General features: G+C 59.7%; 12 protein-coding genes and 1 pseudogene. 7 read left to right on the forward strand and 6 right to left on the reverse strand.

All coding sequences use genetic code 11. The annotated features are described in order from the left end of the window. Window position 1: 1 nt before the first annotated feature. Together ABAC402_RS29480 and ABAC402_RS29485 are read right to left on the reverse strand one after the other, a co-directional pair. Window positions 2–2,320 carry a hypothetical protein gene (locus tag ABAC402_RS29480; RefSeq protein ID WP_031235518.1) on the reverse strand — a complete coding sequence of 773 codons (2,319 nt, stop codon included), beginning with the start codon at window positions 2,318–2,320 and terminating at the stop codon, window positions 2–4. Further along, entirely contained in the window at window positions 2,307–4,412 is a 2,106-nt protein-coding gene (locus ABAC402_RS29485) for a hypothetical protein (protein ID WP_023449346.1), read from the reverse strand. The genes ABAC402_RS29480 and ABAC402_RS29485 overlap by 14 nt, the downstream gene beginning before the upstream one ends. A gap of 533 nt (window positions 4,413–4,945) precedes the next feature. Between ABAC402_RS29485 and ABAC402_RS29495 the strand changes: the two are divergent. Beyond that, a pseudogene (locus ABAC402_RS29495) lies at window positions 4,946–5,505 on the forward strand (IS5 family transposase); the annotation flags it as partial. Window positions 5,506–5,519: 14 nt separating this feature from the next. Here the strand turns inward: ABAC402_RS29495 and ABAC402_RS29500 are convergent. The 3 genes from ABAC402_RS29500 to ABAC402_RS29510 form a co-directional block, all read right to left on the reverse strand. Continuing rightward, complete coding sequence (locus tag ABAC402_RS29500) at window positions 5,520–5,816, reverse strand: low molecular weight protein tyrosine phosphatase family protein (RefSeq protein WP_023449350.1); 297 nt, start codon at window positions 5,814–5,816, stop codon at window positions 5,520–5,522. Further along, window positions 5,816–8,944, reverse strand: a complete 3,129-nt coding sequence (gene putA / locus ABAC402_RS29505; protein ID WP_023449351.1) for a bifunctional proline dehydrogenase/L-glutamate gamma-semialdehyde dehydrogenase PutA — start codon at window positions 8,942–8,944, stop codon at window positions 5,816–5,818. Before putA ends, ABAC402_RS29500 begins: the two co-directional genes overlap by 1 nt. A 112-nt stretch (window positions 8,945–9,056) precedes the next feature. After that, window positions 9,057–10,223: a TIGR03862 family flavoprotein gene (locus tag ABAC402_RS29510; protein WP_023449352.1), complete on the reverse strand. Its 1,167-nt coding sequence runs from the start codon at window positions 10,221–10,223 to the stop codon at window positions 9,057–9,059. Window positions 10,224–10,268: 45 nt separating this feature from the next. On the opposite strand from ABAC402_RS29510, the gene ABAC402_RS29515 reads away from it, so the two are divergent. From ABAC402_RS29515 to ABAC402_RS29540, 6 genes are all read left to right on the forward strand, one after another. After that, the gene (locus tag ABAC402_RS29515) at window positions 10,269–10,958 is read left to right on the forward strand and encodes a DUF6445 family protein (protein WP_023449353.1); all 690 of its coding nucleotides are present in this window, start codon (window positions 10,269–10,271) and stop codon (window positions 10,956–10,958) included. 99 nt (window positions 10,959–11,057) lie between these two features. Then, window positions 11,058–11,192, forward strand: coding sequence for an entericidin A/B family lipoprotein (locus tag ABAC402_RS29520; RefSeq protein ID WP_023449354.1), 135 nt, complete (start codon window positions 11,058–11,060; stop codon window positions 11,190–11,192). Between the two features lie 131 nt (window positions 11,193–11,323). Beyond that, entirely contained in the window at window positions 11,324–11,452 is a 129-nt protein-coding gene (locus ABAC402_RS29525) for an entericidin (RefSeq protein ID WP_023449355.1), read from the forward strand. A gap of 3 nt (window positions 11,453–11,455) precedes the next feature. After that, window positions 11,456–12,052 (forward strand): DUF1287 domain-containing protein, encoded by a 597-nt coding sequence (locus tag ABAC402_RS29530; protein ID WP_023449356.1) that lies wholly within the window; start codon window positions 11,456–11,458, stop codon window positions 12,050–12,052. A gap of 183 nt (window positions 12,053–12,235) precedes the next feature. Then, the gene (locus ABAC402_RS29535; RefSeq protein WP_023449357.1) at window positions 12,236–12,805 is read left to right on the forward strand and encodes a DUF1287 domain-containing protein; all 570 of its coding nucleotides are present in this window, start codon (window positions 12,236–12,238) and stop codon (window positions 12,803–12,805) included. Beyond that, entirely contained in the window at window positions 12,795–13,364 is a 570-nt protein-coding gene (locus tag ABAC402_RS29540) for a hypothetical protein (protein ID WP_023449358.1), read from the forward strand. The genes ABAC402_RS29535 and ABAC402_RS29540 overlap by 11 nt, the downstream gene beginning before the upstream one ends. Here ABAC402_RS29540 and ABAC402_RS29545 read toward each other — a convergent pair. Beyond that, window positions 13,326–14,354 (reverse strand): adenosine deaminase, encoded by a 1,029-nt coding sequence (locus ABAC402_RS29545; protein WP_023449359.1) that lies wholly within the window; start codon window positions 14,352–14,354, stop codon window positions 13,326–13,328. The two genes, ABAC402_RS29540 and ABAC402_RS29545, sit on opposite strands and share 39 nt — an antisense overlap. Between the last annotated feature and the right edge of the window lie 253 nt (window positions 14,355–14,607).

Raw genomic sequence — 14,607 nt, forward strand, 5'->3', positions numbered from 1 at the left:
ATCACCAGTATTTTAATAGATTGAAGAGCTTGAAATCGATGTAGACGATACTGTCTTTGAGGCCGCCGACGCCGCGCGCCGCGTCTTGGTCGTCCCTGCTGCGTCTCACCAGAGGCCCGGCTTGCGGAATTCGGCTCGTTCCCGGTTGCGACATTCGAGCCGCAGCCTCGGTCTGGACGTGGGCGTTCAGCGTATTGGTGATGATCGTCAGATCGGCTGCGGTAATGTCGCCGTTAGCGACCATGGCCGTGGCGGCGGCGACAATGCGGCCAGTCACCGCGTCCAGCATGGCAAAGGCGCGCATGGCGCTCAAGGCGGGATTATATATGGGTTCGTTGTTCTCGGATTTGCGCAGGTGGTCGCCGAAGAACGTCTTAGCGTCTTGTTTTTGATCGTGGCTCAGCGAAGTCCATGTCGCCCAGCTGCACGGCGAGGGCGATACGTAACCGGCGACGTCGAAACTGATGCGCATACCGAGGCCGGCTGGGTCGGGGCTGACATAGATGCTGGCCGTGGCGCGACGCAGTGCCGGGTCATTATTGTCCTTATTGTCCTTCTGGACTTCGGCGCTCACAACCGTATTGATGGCGCCGGTCGCCGGGGTTTTCTGGCCCACGCCGCGACCGGCGAGATTTGAGTTTACGGTGAACGTAAAATTATTGGCGCCCTTCAGTGCCAGGATCATGGCCTCGAGTGCCTGCGGCGCATTGCCTTGCGTGAAGAACTGGAGGCTGCTTGCCGGATCGACACGAAAGTCATCGGTGCCGAACAGATTTTCGGCCACGAGAACCGGCACGGGCGGCGTACTGTATTTAAAGATAATATAGACAAGCTCTTCCAACCCGCCTTGTCCCCCACTCGAACTAAGCATCGCGTTCAGGGTCATCGGCTTGTTATTGTTATCCGCGAAATTGATAGGGAGGTCGGGATAACGGCCAATTGGAAGCTTCTTGTCCGTCTCTTTCAAGAGAAAACACATCTCCGGCTTAAGGCACTGGCGGCTCGCCGGGCTGATGTTGCCGATGCCGACAGCCGTGAAGCTTATCTTCGGGGCCTCCGATCTCTTGCTGACGAAATTGTTGTCGAGTCCGTAATACAGAACCGATGCGTTGGTCCTGGGGCTGTCCGTTTCCATCAGGATATTGACGTTTGCAATCGCGGGCTCGACCCCGGCGCCGTCGGCGGTGAGGTCGTATTTTACGAAGCAAAGCCCATAATTGTCGAGGCCGAAAAGACCTTTTGTTTCCGTGCCGTCGCCGACACCGTAAAACCGGATGCTGCCGTAGGACTCGCTCAGGGCCGGCCCCAATTGCGAAACCAGCCACTGCATTTCCTCTTCGACTATGTCTGTGATGGAGTCATGGAATGCCTCGACCATCACGCGCCGCACCTGGATGCCTTCCATTGCAAGGTCGACCTTTTCCTTCGGCGATCGGCTGCTGCCCGTATGGCGCGTTACCTTGAATTTCGAACAGAGGAGGGGCTTGGTCAGGATACCCAGGCAATTGGGTGAAATCAGGTCGTTTATATATAGTTCAGGACTAAAGCACCGCCTGTAATAATAGCTTTCGTAAAACGACGAAGAAATGTCGTAACGCTTGCATTTTAGCTTCCATTTTACCTTGTCCGTCACGACGTCGCGAACATCTGAATAAAAGGCGTGAAAGCGAACGGGGCAATTATATTTTTTAGTGGATCCGTCAAGCAAGGTTTCCGATGAGGGATCGTAAACCAGCGATACCGGCTGGGAGTCATAAGACGGCTTGATCCGGACGGCGACGCCGGTCGGTGTCGATGGATTGAAATTTGCCGTCATGGCGAAGTCGAACAGCGCCAGCTTGGCATTCACCCAATTGACATGCTTGTAGGCGACGGCGGCATTGCGGCAGCATTTTTTTTCGCACAGATACCAGACCGCGAAGTGATAAAGTCCGAGATAAAGGTAATATTGAAAAAGGAACTTCTGCTGATCCGTAGCAAGGTTTGAAAAATAGACGTTTATACTGTCGAAGAAACTGTTGTTGTCTGCAATGCCGTCCACAAGTATCAGGCCGCCATTGGGATCGGATGGAACGGCATTGTCGTTAATCATGGCCACGAAGAAAATGCTATTGATTCGGTCTAATAATTCATCGTTTTGGTTTATGTTGGCGGTGTCGGTATCATTCCGGACCGAACGGCTGATTTTGGCCCGAAGAAATTTGGCGAATTCACCGAAGAGCAGATCTATTCGCGATTCAATCGCCAGAAATGTGGTTCGCTGTGGAGGAACCGGTTCGAAATCGCTCCAGTCGACGGCGGCGGTGCTAAAGATCGGCATGGGCATAAACCGTCGGTAGGTTGGGGTCGTTCTGCCGTGAAACAATCGTCCCGGTTTTCCCGATAAAAGATACAACCGGCCCTGACTCGTAGTAACCCTTCTTGTCGTCCAGGGCCTTATGCCGCTCCTGCGAGCCAGGCAGAGAAATGAAGGGCAGGCAGAGCGTATTTCGTGCGGTGAGCGCCGCCGGCGAAAAGCCTGCCTCGTATTCGGCCCTGGTAAAAGCCAAGATGAAGAGTGTATCGTTCGATGGGAAATATCCGACGTCGATGCCGGTCATACCGGTAGGCGTGAGCGTGGTAGCCGCCGGGTTGAATTTGCGTTTGACGGCGACTTGCTCCAATTTCGGAGGCAAAAAATCACCGATGAACCCCGGCAAAGTCTTGGACGAAAAGCCAGGCAATATTAGGTGCTGTGCCGGCGTCCTAGTCTTGGCCTTGTAAGCCTTGCCGCGTCCGACCTCCGACTGTACCGTTTCGTAATCATAGTAAACCATCGGGGCAAGGAACAAGTAGATATTTAATTCGTCACGTGCAATGCCTGGCCTGGCAATAACCGCGTCAAAATCTTTTGTTGACCAGCTTACCAGAAGGTCTTCGTCGAAAATCCTGACCAGGGTTGGCGCGGTCACGGGCGGAAAAACGGTCGAGTCAAAGGCAGGAAATGCGTAGCTGAGGGCTCCGGCATAAACGGGCTCAAGGCCCGAGGCGGCCGGCGCCTCGCCAGGCATCGGGCGCTTGAAATGGCATAGTTTGTTATAACCGGCCACGAGCATTTTCGCCGTGCCGTCGGCGACCAGTGGCCAGGCGATTTTGACTTCGTCCAGAAAGCCCGGATCCGGACCTGCCGGACATTCCAGAAAGCGCTCGCTATCGTTCAGGGTCCTGGAAATGTCACGCCGCGCCTTCGACAGGTAGATGAGGGGCCGGGTATTGGCGGTGTTGGGCAGGCCGAATCGCGGATGGACCTGGTCACCGTCGACACCTGCCGGCGGGACCGAAGTGTTGATCGAGCAAATGGGCCAGCCACTGGCGTAGTAGTCGATCATCGAGGCTGCGCGCAACAGGCTGGTGTCGGCGATGTAGGGCGCCAGGGACACGTTTGGATCGAAGGTGAACTGGATGTTCCGGCCGGCCTCCTTGTAATAATTGACGGAATAGCCGTGACCGTTGCGGATATCGAGCCACACGCGATTGCGGTTCGCAAAGCCCGCGCCGCTGGCCCCCTTGAGTATGTTCGAATAGATTTCCGGACCCTTTGCAGGACAGAGCAAGCCGTTCTTCAACGCGTAAAGGTTCGAGGACGATGTCGCCTTGGGGTTGAAAAACGATCCCCACAGGGCGCAGGGATCGATGAAGGTCAGGCAGGCTTCCCGATCGTGCCAGGACTTGAAACTGCCATAGTCTGCAGGGTCGGTGGTGGAAGGCAAGGGATCGGCCTTGATGTAATAATCCCGCATACGCGCCGCTTCGATGCGGGCCGGAAAGACCATGCGGTCGACGACCATGTCGATCCCGCACGGCGTGTTGGCCTTGAACCGGCCCAGGATATCCTTACCCTCTACGGTCGGCAGTTGGACATCCGGATCGGCCCCGTAAAACAGATTGTCGAGCGGCGCCTGGCCATCGAAGCGCTCCGGCCGGACGGGAAAGGTCGCGTCGAGATGAAGCCCCAGGAGCTTGCTCAGAGGGAGTTGGGTTTTATCATTGTTGTTGCGCGGCGTTTTCCATATCTTGCCCGCAGCCTTGATCAGGTCGTTGCCGGCAAGCGCAGTGTTGACGTTTTTCCCATCGGCCGTCAGCAGGCTGGCCGGATCGACGCCCTTGTAAATGATATAGCGGATGGCCGGGAAATTGGCCGGGCCGGGCGGCTCCGGCTTGAGAATGAGGCTCAACGTTCCACCATCATCCTTTTGCGCGCAAATCTGACCCTTGCAAAAGGCGTAGACCGGGGCGTCAGCGGAAACCGTGTGGGCGTCGGTGGTGCGAAAACGGTCGCGCGTGCCGTCGAAATCCGTATAGCCGAAACCCTGCGAAGCATTCTGCGCGTTCAACAGGGCGGGATCGGTGAAAAAGCAGAATTGTCCGTTCATTCGCCCCAGACCCCGCTTCACGAAGCTCTATTCATGCGCTTCAATTGGCTTGCAAGCAAGCGGAATTGGCGGGGCATTTGATGGGCAGCTGAAATACCGGATTATCCGCTTGGCGCCCTATGCGGAATGTTGGTTTTGATTTCGAACCCGCGCCTGAAAGCGGACATATGTACAGTGTCGAAATCCAACGAACCTAGACTTCGCTGAATCTTGTTAAAAAAATAGGCTGGTAGCCTTCGGCTGTTCTTGAGTTCGATATCAAAAGGCGAAGATCTATTTCTGCCGGCCCAGCCTATAGAATTCACGCTCGATCGTGAACTCCTCATGTTCCTTTTCGAGGTCAAGGAGATTTCGCCTTCGCCCTATGGCTATAAGCTGGTCGCCAAGAACGTACCCGACGACAATTTTTATGTGACAGCCGACTTTTACAAGCTTTTGCATTAGCGTTTCGCCACCGAGCTGGAGTTGTTCGAGCGAGCAGACGGCCAATGCCATTTGATGGCACTTGGCACGATAGCCGTGGTCTATAGCAGAAAATCAATCATCTGCTGGTCATGGCAGCTCGCGAACTGGAAGGCCGCGATGCCAGCCCTACGGCTGGTGTCATCGACAGTCAAAGCGTCAAAACGACCGAAAGCGGCGGTGTGCGTGGTTATGATGCCGGGAAAAAGATCACAGGCCGCAAACGACATGTCCTTACCGACACCTTGGGGCTGCTGCTGTTTGTCATCATCCATTCGGCCGATATTCAGGACCGCGACGGCGCACCCGCTGTACTTCGCGCCGTTCGCTACCACTTTCCTGGTTACGCCATGTCTTCGCTGATGGTGGCTATTCTGGCGACAAACTTAAGGGAGCTATGAAGGACCACGGGGATTGGACCGTAGAGATCATAAAGCGTTGTGATACCGCCAAAGGCTTCGAAGTCTTGCCACGCCGTTGGGTCGTCGAACGCACCTTCGCTTGGCTGGGACGATGCAGGCGGCTGGCCAAAGATTGGGAAACATCCATCCAAAGCGCAACCGCTTGGACCGTCATCGCCAGCGTCAGGCTCCTGACCCGGAGACTCGCAAGGTACTGCTATGTCTCATGAACTTTTGAGTCGGGCTATAAGAGGCTGATCAAATCCGGCTGCATATAGTCGTAGTCGTCCGGGATATCGAGACAGACGACTCGTGCCTTGCCGATATAGGCTTTGAAATGGCGGCTCAACTTGTTGCGGGGGGCCTTCTCCATCACGAAGATGATGTCGATGCCTTCGAAATGCTCAGGCGTCAGCGGATCGACGGCATCGTGAGCCAGTCCTGCCGAACTGGCCTCGATGTCGGGATATTGCGAAAACACCTGCTCCGCCGTCGGGCTTCGTAGTCTGTTGGCGGTGCAGATAAACAGAAACCGCTGCATCACAAATTGAGCAGGGCCGGATCGCCGCCCTGAGCCGTGATGTTCACCGACACCGCCCGCTCCGAGGCAAACCGGGTCAGGCTCAGCGGACCACCGGCCTTGGGACCCGTGCCCGACAGGCCTTCGCCGCCGAACGGCTGAACCCCGACCACGGCCCCGATGACCGTGCGGTTGACATAGACATTGCCGACTGGAACCGCCTGCATGATGCGTTCGGCAAAGGCTTCCAGGCGCGAATGAACGCCAAGCGTCAGGCCGTAACCGCTGGCCTTCAGGGCCTCGGTCATCGCTTCCGGGTTTTGAGAATCATAGCGAACGATATGCAGAATCGGGCCGAAGACCTCACGTTCCAATTCCTGCGGGCCCGAAATTTCGGCCAGGGTCGGGGCAAAGAAATAGCCGTTCAAATCGGCGGGCATGGGAGAGCGATGCAGCACCTGCCCCCTGGCCGTCAGGGTATCGAGGTGCCGTTGCAGCATGTCCTGAGCGTCGGCGTCGATGACAGGGCCGACATCGACATCGAAATGTGCCGGATCGCCGAGGCGGAGTTGATCCATGGCCCCTTTCAAGGTGGCGATATAGTCGTCGGCCAGTTCGCTGGGCAGGAACAGCAGGCGCAAGGCCGAGCAGCGCTGACCGGCCGAGCCGAAGGCCGAGGCGATGACATCGTCGACCACCTGCTCCCTCAGGGCGGTGGTGTCGACGAACATGCCGTTTAGTCCACCGGTCTCGGCGATAAAGGGCACGATCGGCCCTTCCTTGTCGGCCAGGGTTTTGTTGATCATTCGCGCTGTGTCCGTGCCACCGGTAAAGGCCACACCGGCGATGCCGGGATGGGCCGCCAGGGCCGCGCCCACGCTGGCGCCACCGCCGGGCAACAGGGCCAGCAGGTCTGGCTTCAGTCCGGCGCCATAGAACAGCTTGACCGCCTTCTGCGCGATCAGCGGGGTCTGTTCGGCCGGCTTGGCCAGGACGGCATTGCCGGCCGCCAGAGCGGCGGCGATCTGACCGGTGAAGATGGCCAGCGGGAAGTTCCAAGGCGAGATACAGACGAAGACGCCACGGCCATGCAGTTCGTGCGAATTGCGCTCTCCGACCGGGCCGGTCAGGATTTTCGGGCCGCAGAATTGCTCGCGCGCCAGCTTGGCGTAGTAACGGCAGAAGTCGGCCGCTTCGCGAACTTCGGAAATGGCGTCGCCCCAGGTCTTGCCGGCTTCGCGCACCAGGACGGCGCACAGCTTGTCATGGCGGTCTTCCAGGGCATCGGCCATGGCCTCCAGCACCCTGGCACGGCCGTCGCCACCCAGGGCGTTCCACGCCGGCTGCGCGGCGGCGGCGCGGTCAAAGGCTTCGGCGATCATGGTTGGATCGGCATCGTGGGCCTCGCCGACAATGCGCGTGCGATCGGCCGGGGCGTAAATGTGCGCGGCATAGGTTGAATGGGGCTTGCCGCCGATCAGGGCATTGGCGTCCTTCGGGTCGTTGTCGAGTGCCGCAACCGCCGCCGTCAAGCGTTGACGGATGGCGGCAACGGAGATGTCGGGTCCATGCGAGTTCAGTCGGTCGCCATACATGTCGCGCGGCAGTGGCAGGCGGGCGTGGCGCGCGGGATGGGCCATGACCTTGACCACGGGGTCGCTGATGACGTCGGCTGGGCGGATGCGCTCATCCAGCAAGGCATTGACGAAGCTGCTGTTGGCGCCGTTTTCGAGCAGGCGGCGGACGAGATAGGGCAACAGGTCCTCATGGCCGCCGACCGGGGCGTAGGCGCGCAGCGGGAAGGGCTCGAACTGATCCAGCGCCTCGGCATAGAGTTGCTCGCCCATGCCATGGAGGCGCTGGAATTCCACCTTGACGCCCCTGGCATTGGCCATGCGGCGTACGGCGGCCAGCGAGTGGGCGTTGTGCGTGGCGAACTGCGAATAGATGTAGGGCGCCGCGTCGATCAGGGCCCTGGCGCAGACCAGATAGGACAGGTCGGTCGCCGCCTTGGTGGTGTGGACGGGATAGTCTTCGCGGCCATAGACCTGGGCGCGTTTGATTTCGGTGTCCCAGTAGGCGCCCTTGACCAGGCGGACCATTAGCCGACGGCCGCTGGATTTGGCCAATTCCCGTAAAGCGGAAATGACCTCGGGGCAGCGCTTCTGGTAGGCCTGGACGGCCAGGCCGAGACCCGTCCAGTCGCCCAGTTCCGCTTCGTGCGACAGGCGGTCGAGAATCTTCAGGGACAGGGCCAGTCGATCGGTTTCCTCGGCATCGAGCGTGAAGTTGATATCGGCTTTCGCTGCCTGGATGGCCAGGGCCTTAACACGCGGATAAAGATGGGTCAGAACATCGGCGTCCTTCACGGCCTCGTAGCGCGAATAGAGCGCCGACAGCTTGACGGAGATGCCATGATCCGCCTCGGGCCCGCCCCTGGCGACCTTGCTCAGCGCCGTGATGGCGTCGGCATAGGCCTGGGCATAGCGGACGGCGTCGTGTTCGGTGCGCGCGCCTTCGCCCAGCATGTCGAAGGAGCAGAGATAGCCGTCCTTCTTGGAGCGTTTCAGAGCGTCCTCGATGGTACGGCCCAGAACGAACTGCTCACCCATGATGCGGATGGCCTGGGCCACCGCGGCGCGGATGACCGGTTCACCCATGCGCTGGGTCAGGCCGGCGAGATAGCCGCCGAGATCAGTCTTGGCCTTGTCTTCGACGTCGATGATCTTGCCGGTCAGCATCAGTCCCCAGGTCGAGGCATTGACGAACCAGTTGTCGGAATGGCCGAGGTGCGACGCCCAGTCGGCGGCGGAAATCTTCTCCGCAATCAGCTGGTCGCGGGTGGCTTCATCCGGCACGCGCAGCAGGGCTTCTGCGAGACACATCAGGGCCAGGCCTTCGCGGGTGCCGAGCGAAAATTCCTTCAGAAAGCTTTCGACGACACCCTGGCGCTGGGCGGCCTTGCGGGTGGCGCGGACCAGGGATTCGGCCTCGGCGCGAACGACAGCGCGGGTCTCGTCATCCAGCGGATTGTCACGAAGCAAGCGGGCGCAGATACCGGCATCGGACAGATATTTGTGGTCGTCAAGGCTGTCCCAGTCGAAGACCTGAACGGGGTCCGAAGTGCGCGCGGGGCTGGCGTCGGGCATGGGGCGTGGCTCCTTGAATGGGCTGTTTGTTACGCCAGATACTATTGTGAAGCGGCAAAGAAAAGAGGCATTCCGCGACGCGCAGGATGTGCATGCCCGCGCGCGGTTGTCACTATGGTTCGCGGCTTTGTGATAGAGCTCGGACAGCGGTGACCGCGGTGCTGAAACAGGCCTGGAGCAGATAACCGCCCGTCGGCGCTTCCCAGTCCAGCATTTCGCCGATCGCATAAACGCCAGGCAAGGCCTTCAGTTCGAAGCTGTCGGTGACCGCGTCGAGTGCGATGCCGCCGGCGCTGGAAATGGCCCGGTCCAGGCCCTGGACGGCCGTCAACCGCACCGTCACCGCTTTGACGTCCGCTGCGTCTGTTTCGTGCATCAGCGCGATCGCCGCCGGTGTCAGGCCCAGGGCCTTGCGAAGGCGGTTGCTGAGGCTGTCCTTGGGCGAGGCGCGGCCCAGTTTCGAGATCACCTGCCCCTGGGTCAGATCCGGGCGCAGGTCGAGGCTGAGATCGGCATGACCATCACGGGCAATCGCATCACGCAAAGCGGCGCTGAGGGCATAGATGGCGCCCCCTTCAACGCCGCCTCGGGTCAGCATGACCTCACCGCGCACCGTCTTGCCGCCAAAGGTCAGGGCGATGGTTTTCAACGGCGTGCCAGCATGGCGCCCGGTAAACACCGCGCTCCACGCCACAGTAAAACCAACGTTGGACGGTTGAAATGGCTTAACCGGCACACCGCAACCTTCTAGAATAGCCTTCCAGCCGCCGTCTCCGCCCAGACGCGGCCAACTGGCGCCGCCCAGGGCTAGCATTGTGGCGTCGGCTCTGATTCGCAAAAGCTTTCCGTCCTGTTGGAACAACAGTTGACCTTCGTCCCAGCCGAGCCAGTCGTGACGCTGATGGAGGGTGACGCCCTGGCTTTCCAGTCGTTTCAACCACGCGCGCAGCAGGGGCGAGGCCTTCATGGCCTTGGGAAACACCCGTCCGCTGGAGCCTACAAAGGTCTCGGCGCCCATGCCATCGGCCCAGGCGCGCAGATCGGCCGGGGTGAACGCTTCCAGGCTGGTGCGCAAACGCGCGGCGGCCTTGCCGTAGCGCGACACGAACCGTTCGAACGGCTCCGAATGCGTCAGGTTCAGTCCGCCGCGTCCGGCCATAAGAAACTTGCGCGCCGGCGAAGGCATGCGGTCATACACGGCAACGTTAAGACCTGCGGCGCTCAACACTTCGGCGCACATCAAACCGGCCGGACCGGCGCCAATGACAACAACCTGCATGAACTCGCCTTAACCTCGTTCGCATTCTGTGCAAAGCTATGAACCATGGATATCGAGGTTCACGAAATCGGCCACGGCAAGAACCGGGTTGTGGTCATAGACAACTTTTTGCCCGACGCCCACCATGCTGTCGATGCCGCCGCGGCGCTGGCGCCATTCCCGGCCGAGAGCGGTACGGCCTATCCTGGCCTGCGCCGCGTGGTCACTGAGGCGGATGGCGCCGCCGACGCCTATATGGTCGCCGTGCTGGAGCAAGCGTCACCTTTTATCGGTGGAGTGTTCGATGCCGAGTCGTTCGAGCTGGTGGAGGCAAGCTTCTCACTGGTGACACGGCAACGCGACGACCTGGCCGCGACCCAGCGTGTGCCACACTTCGATTCGCCCGATCCCGGCCTTCTGGCTGTGCTGCACTATCTCAACGATATTCCCGGCACCGGCACCTGTTTCTACCGTCACCGCGCCACCGGAATCGAGCGCGTTACTCCTGACGCCCTGCCAGTGCTGAGTGCTGCCGCGGCGCAGGAACTCGCGCAATTCGGCCAGCCTAAACCCGGATTCATCGGTGATTCGGACGAACGCTATGAGAAGATCCTGCACGTCGATGGGCGCTTTAACCGCCTGCTGATCTATCAGGGATCGCTGTTGCATTCGGGCTTTATCCCCGACAATTTCACCTTCAGCAGCGAGCCGCGGACCGGACGGCTGACCGGTAATCTCTTTGTTCGCATCACCTGATCAACGCCTGTGTTTTTTACGAAAATTGGCTGGTACTGCGTACAACATCCTTACGTCGTATAGGGGATGATAAGGTGTGTTCACGAAAGGACCACTCTTATGAAACGTTTCCTGTTGATTTCCTGTTGCGTTCTTTTCCCGATGTCGCTGACGCTGGCCGCCTGCAATACTGTCGAAGGTGCAGGTAAGGACGTGGAAGCCGTGGGCGAATCCGTTCAGGACGCCGCCAACTAGGCTGAAAACGCCATCATGAGGCTGCGACGTCCCACGTCGCAGCCTTTTGCGTATTGTAAGCTCATCTCGCCAAAAAATGCCATATTCCGGACTCATACCGGACCACGACGACTGAATCTGAGGAGTCTGCCATGAAGCGTTTTGTCATAATCTCGATGCTGGCCCTGCTGCCGCTGTTGACCACTGCCTGCAACACCATCCAGGGCATTGGCGAAGACGTCACCGCCGTCGGCAAGGGCCTGGAAGACGCCGTCAATTAATCCATGAACCGGGGTCGTCGCGCCGTACTCGTGGCTTTACCGGGTGTGCTTGCGGGGTGCACGCACGCCACCGTTCCGACCCAGGGCCGGGCCAAAACCCTCGTAGACGCCGCGCGCGACCAGATCCGTAAAACTGTCAGCTACGACAGCGCCTATACGAAGATCAGCTACCCCATGGGTGACGTGCCGCTGGAACGCGGCGTCTGCACCGACGTCGTCATCCGCGCCTACCGCAAGCTGGGCCTGGACCTGCAAAAGCTGGTCCACGACGACATGGCTGCCAATTTCGAGCTGTATCCGAAACGGTGGGAGCTGACAGCGCCCGACCCGAATATCGATCATCGCCGGGTGCCCAACCTGATGGTCTTTTTTTCGCGCTTTGCCGCGTCTTTGCCGGTGACCAAAGATCCAGCCGACTACCAGCCCGGCGACATCATCACCAACCTGCCTTACGGCCGCACCCATATTGCCGTCGTTGGCGACCGAAAATCCTGGCGGTCGGGCCGGCTGATGGTGATCCAGAATGGAGGTCTGGGTGCACGCGAAGACGACGAACTGTTCGCCTATCCACTCACTGGCCACTACCGATACAGCCTTTGAAAATCATTGAGGCTGGTCTGCAAAAGGCCGGTTTCTGCGCTTCCGGTGCTCACGTACTTAAGTACGCTCCGCTCCGGTTCTCGAAACCAGCCCTTTTCGACTCAGCCTGAATGATTTTCTGGTTGGTCTATATGCGGTCGCAATTGCGTTTTACGTCTTGATCCCGTGACAGGGGAATCGGTGATGGACCGACGTGCTTTAATTTTTGCCTTGCCGGTTCTGGCTGCCTTTCCAGCCCGGGCCGATACGCCGGCGCAGAAGCTGGTCGCTGCCGTACGCGAACAGACCCGCCACCGCGTCACCTATGACGGCGCCTATACCCGCATTCCCTATCCGATGGGCGATGTCGCCGCCGACCGCGGCGTCTGCACCGACGTCGTCATCCGCGGCTACCGAACCGCACTTGGCATCGACCTGCAGCAGAAGGTCCACGAGGATATGAAGGCCCATTTCGCCCTCTATCCCAAGGCCTGGGGCCTGAAGCGCGCCGACAGAAATATCGACCACCGCCGCGTACCCAATCTGCGCGTCTTCTTCAAACGCTTCGGCATAGCCCGGCCGGTCAGCCGGCAGGTATCGGACTATGCCGCCGGCGATCTGGTGACCTACAACCTGCCAGGTAACCTGCCGCACATCGCCGTCGTCACCGACCCGGAGCGGCAACGGGTCGTGCACAATATCGGCGCCGGGCCAAAGGAGGAGGCCGTCCTCTTCGACTACGATGTCACGGGGCATTACCGCTATGGGCTTTAAGCGCGTCCTGGTCTGGCTGGTCGAAAAACTGTTTGAACTGCACCTGGCGGTGGCGGCCGTGCTGATCGTCAAGGTCTTCCTGCCGTTGTCGGACGATGCCTATGTCAGCCTCAATGCCTTCGCCGGCGGGATTGAGGACACCTATCGTGGCACCGTCGAAGACGCCGCCTATGTCACCACCAACTTCCTTGAAGGGTCCTACACTGCCTATGCCGTCCAGACCTATCTGGCGTCAGTCTATGTCGTTGCGGTCTACGGCTATCTGTCGAGCCTCTATATCTTCGCCTCGCTGTTGGCCTGCCTCCTGGGTGACCGGCACTATGTGCGCAACGCCCTGGCGGCCTACGGTTTCGGCGCCGTCATCTTCCTGGTCCGCTTCGTACACGCCTACGATCTCGACATGTTGCGCCTCGCGGTTGCCATGCTGGTGCTGGGCCTGGGCGTGGTGTTATGGACCGCGGCCATGGGCGAGGGCCTGTCACGCCGGATCGGCGGCAAACTCACACCGGCCGTGTCACGGTCACCGGCCGGCCGCGTACGCCTCGATCTCGGCACGTAGCTGCGCCTTGCGGTCGAAATCGATGAAGGCCCCGTCGATGCTGTTCAGCGCCAGGGTGACGCAGTCCTTCTTGCCGATCAGGCCGCGCCCAGTCAGGGCCTTGAAGTTGTCATTGACGTAGCCACCGAAATAGGCCGGATCGTCGGAATTGATCGTCGCCTTCAGCCCCTGTTTCAGCATGGCCGGAATGGGATGAAAATCCAGATCGGGCACGACGCACAGCTTGTGGTTCGACAGCGGGCATACAGTCAGGGTCAGGCCTTCGTCAATGATGCGGGCGACCAGCAGCGGGTCTTCAAGCGCCCGGTTGCCGTGATCGATCCGGTCGATTTCCAGGACATCGAGCGCTTCATAAACATAGTCTGGTGGGCCTTCTTCACCGGCATGGCAGCACAGCATCAGGCCCATGTCGCGCGCCTTGGCGAACACACCGGCGAACTTCGACGGAGGATGGCCGAGTTCGGATGAATCGAGCCCAACCGCGACCAGGCGGTCGAGATAGGGCTGCGCCATCGCCAGGCTGTCGAAGGCGGCGTCTTCGCTGAGGTGGCGCAGGAAACTGTGAATCAGCGACACGGACAGGTTCAGGGTTTTGGCATCCTGTATGGCGCGCCACAGGCCGTCGATGACGACGGCATAGGGGATGCCGCGGTCGGTATGGGTTTGCGGATCGAAGAAGATCTCGGCATGGCGGACATTGTCGGCGGCGGCGCGGCGGAAATAGGCCATGGCCAGGTCGTAGAAGTCGTCCTCGGTCTGCAGGACATTGGCGCCCTGGTAATAGATGTCGAGAAAGTCCTGGAGATTGGAAAAGTCGTAGGCGGCGCGCACGGCTTCGACATCGGCGAAGGGCAGGGCGATATGGTTGCGCCGGGCCAGGGCGAACATCAATTCAGGTTCCAGCGAGCCTTCGATGTGCAGGTGCAGTTCCGCCTTGGGCAGGCCATCGACAAAGGTAGCGAGGGCGGCGACGGCGTAGGTATCGGGCATGGCGGGAAGTTCCTGTTGCACTGTCACATGTCACGGCAAAACAAGGCGAAAGGCAAGGGGCTTATGGTCTTGTTACCAAGCCTCACAAAGAATGACGCCTGGTATCTGCATTTTTTCAGCTCAAGTGCCGCCGCACGGGCGGCCCCGATGGCGCCTCGCAAAAGCTCGGGAGCCCCAGAGACGTACGCAGTCGCGCTTGCCAACCCGCAACGCGTCAAGGTTATCGCGGACTGGCTCTGCTGCGAGCCACTCG

It is taken from the genome of Asticcacaulis sp. AC402 (assembly GCF_000495835.1).
GTDB lineage: Bacteria > Pseudomonadota > Alphaproteobacteria > Caulobacterales > Caulobacteraceae > Asticcacaulis.